Source organism: Pseudoalteromonas sp. PS5 (assembly GCF_004103255.1).
GTDB lineage: Bacteria > Pseudomonadota > Gammaproteobacteria > Enterobacterales > Alteromonadaceae > Pseudoalteromonas > Pseudoalteromonas peptidolytica.
Map to the genome: position 1 here is coordinate 1 of NZ_RCSQ01000263.1, position 2,293 is coordinate 2,293.

Annotated in this window: 3 protein-coding genes; all 3 read left to right on the forward strand. The window is 43.7% G+C overall.

Annotated elements, in window-relative coordinates; all coding sequences use genetic code 11:
- Positions 1 to 223: 223 nt before the first annotated feature.
- The 3 genes from D9603_RS21555 (at position 224) to D9603_RS21565 (ending at position 2,277) form a co-directional block, all read left to right on the forward strand.
- Entirely contained in the window at positions 224 to 862 is a 639-nt protein-coding gene (locus D9603_RS21555; protein WP_128732858.1) for a TetR/AcrR family transcriptional regulator, read from the forward strand.
- A 76-nt stretch (positions 863 to 938) separates the two neighbouring features.
- Complete coding sequence (locus D9603_RS21560; RefSeq protein WP_128732859.1) at positions 939 to 1,925, forward strand: MDR family oxidoreductase; 987 nt, start codon at positions 939 to 941, stop codon at positions 1,923 to 1,925.
- 103 nt (positions 1,926 to 2,028) lie between these two features.
- Positions 2,029 to 2,277, forward strand: coding sequence for a DUF3297 family protein (locus tag D9603_RS21565; protein ID WP_010370670.1), 249 nt, complete (start codon positions 2,029 to 2,031; stop codon positions 2,275 to 2,277).
- Positions 2,278 to 2,293: the final 16 nt, after the last annotated feature.

Genomic DNA, 2,293 nt, shown 5'->3' on the forward strand with positions numbered 1-2,293 from the left:
TTTAGCAACAATGAGTTGGAATATTCCTTATCCAAACCTCAGGTTAATTATTTGTGACTCAGTCGCCAATCTCGGCGTTAAAACTGATTCGTTGTACTAAAAATTAGCAGTGGGTGTAGCGCGCTGTTGTACACGAAAACATCACCGTTTGGTAAAAATTCTAATTGAATTTACATAACAATGGCTATTTACATAATTAGACGATCGGTCTAATATTCAATTTATGAATGAAAGTAGTATAAAACGGCGTCGTGGCCGACCAAAAAAAGAGCAAACTGGCTTTAGTGAAACTAAGGCGGCATTGATCCGAACAGGTATGGAAATTCTCACCGAAAAAGGTTTTGCTGCTACTGGGATTGATGCCATTTTGCGAACGGTAAATGTACCAAAAGGGTCTTTTTATCATTACTTTGCGAGCAAAGAAGCATATGGTTTAGTACTGATTGAACATTACTCATCGTTTCTAAGTGCAAAGCTCACTAAAGCTTTATCCGCTGAGGGTCTTGAGCCGTTAGCCAGACTTGCACTATTTATGGAGCAAGCTGAGCGGTCGATGGCGAAGTATAATTACACACGAGGCTGTTTAGTTGGCAATTTAAGTCAAGAAATTGCTCAGCTACCAGAATCTTTTAGAGACAAACTAGGTGACGTTCTGAATGAGTGGCAAATCTTGGTCGCTCAATGCTTTGAGCACGCCAAGCAGCTTGGTCATATTTCAACTGAGCACCACTGTGATGAACTGGCCTACATGTTTTGGAATGGTTGGGAAGGCGCAGTTATGAGAGCCAAGCTTGAACAAAGTGGTGTACCACTTCAGCGCTTTTCAACGTTTTTTATTCGCTCGATTCAAATGCCGGATTAACCAAGCTACATCTGAGCAGGGTATGCCCCGCTTTTTTGTAATTTAATAGACGATTGGTCTAATTAATGGAGACGATATGTATAAAGCAATAGTCATTGATAAACAAGGTGGTAATTACGTCGCAACACTTAATGAGGTAACTGGATCAGAACTCATGCCAGGAGACGTTGATATAGACGTGTTGTACTCAACGCTAAACTACAAAGATGCGTTAGCTATTACTGGCAAGTCTCCCGTAGTTAGGCACTTTCCTATGGTTCCTGGTATCGATTTTGTGGGGAAAGTATCTACTTCGTCGCATCCCGATTATCAGCCTGGACAACTTGTGATCCTTAATGGTTGGGGAGTAGGTGAAAAGCACTGGGGAGGTCTGGCACAAAAAGCGCGAGTGAACGGTGACTGGTTGGTTCCTTTGCCGACTCAATTTGAGGCAAAAGATGCGATGGCTATCGGCACCGCAGGGTACACCGCAATGTTATGTGTGATGGCGCTTGAACGCCATGGTGTGACACCTGAACGAGGCGAGATACTTGTGACTGGTGCAGCAGGGGGCGTAGGAAGTGTTGCCGTCGCTATTTTATCAAAGCTTGGCTTCAGTGTTACGGCGCTAAGCGGGCGGGTAGAGCAAGAAGCTCAATTTCTTAGCCAGCTTGGTGCGCAAAATGTGATCCATCGCAGTGAGTTAGAAGGAGTTGGAAAGCCACTTGCGAAAGAGCGTTGGGCAGGAGTGGTAGATGTAGTTGGTTCACACGTTTTAGCAAACGCCTGTGCTAGCACACAATATGGTGGTGTAGTTGCTGCTTGTGGGTTAGCTGGTGGTATGGATTTACCTGCTACAGTGGCGCCTTTTATTTTACGGGGGGTGACGTTGGCAGGTATTGACAGTGTGATGTGCCCCAAAGCGTTAAGAATTGAAGCATGGCAGCGATTAGCAAGCGAGCTTGAATTAAATAAACTCAATATGATTGCCCATGAAATTACGTTGAATGAGGTGATTGCCGCAGCAGCGGACTTGCTTGATGGCAAAGTAAGAGGGCGCGTTATTGTTGATGTTAACGCTTGATGTTTGGTTAAGCAGAGTTTTGTCAAAATTTAGGTCGACCGCTATTGAGCAGGTCGATACGATTACCTACAATACAGCATGCTTAAATAATTGAAGAAACAAAATGACAGATTCAACTGAAAAACCAGCATTACCAGATAGGCTTTCTATCAACCCTCGTAGTCCACATTACGCAAAAGAAGTACTAGAACACCACATTGGCATTCGTTTTAATGGTAAAGAGCGCACTGATGTTGAAGAATACTGCATCAGCGAAGGCTGGATTAAGGTAGCATCACCAAAGGCATTAGACCGTCGTGGTCAGCCTTTGCTACTGAAGTCAAAAGGGACTGTTGAAGCTTACTATTGCTAATACCAATTTGACTTAA